The 600-nt window shown below is 41.7% G+C and carries 1 pseudogene; it reads right to left on the minus strand.

Annotated elements, in window-relative coordinates:
- Positions 1 to 600: pseudogene (locus AOM43_RS06180) on the minus strand (hypothetical protein); the annotation flags it as partial.

Raw genomic sequence — 600 nt, forward strand, 5'->3', positions numbered from 1 at the left:
TAAATAGATAAACCCTTCTTTGAGAGGTGCAATTTCATGCAATAGGCTCTGGCTTACAAGTGTACGATCTCCTTCGTTAGCGTTGAAGCCATCATCTGTCATTTCTCTAATCAGCATCCCTTGATCATTGTACTGGTAAAAATGACGCTCTTTGATGGTATCTCTATCATAAACGAGTTTGCTCGCCACCTGATCTTTACCTCGATAGTAGGAATAGGTGGTCTTCTTTATTTCCCCTTCTCTTTCACAGATTTTGTGGTTATAGGCAGTTTGCAAGGCAAAATCACATTTTTTTACATAAGACTCACAACCTGTATGCGCAACTTTTTGATCATTTCCGACCATCGGGTTGCGCTGATTTTTTCCGGTTAGATTTCCTTGAATCGTCTCTGTCAGCGGGTTGCCATAGGCATCGTAGGTAAAGGCATGAAGAAGCTGGACACCATTATTCTCATCTGAAATGGTTTGAATCATCAGATCGGTGTTGTTTTTGCCTCCCCAATAAAAGTGATCCCGACGATGAGCTCCTTTGGCTAAGCGGCCACAATATTCGATCTGTGTGAGTCTTTGCGAGCAGTTGTAGTGATAAATGGTTTTATT

Source organism: Parachlamydia acanthamoebae (assembly GCF_000875975.1).
GTDB classification, from domain to species: Bacteria; Chlamydiota; Chlamydiia; order Chlamydiales; family Parachlamydiaceae; genus Parachlamydia; species Parachlamydia acanthamoebae.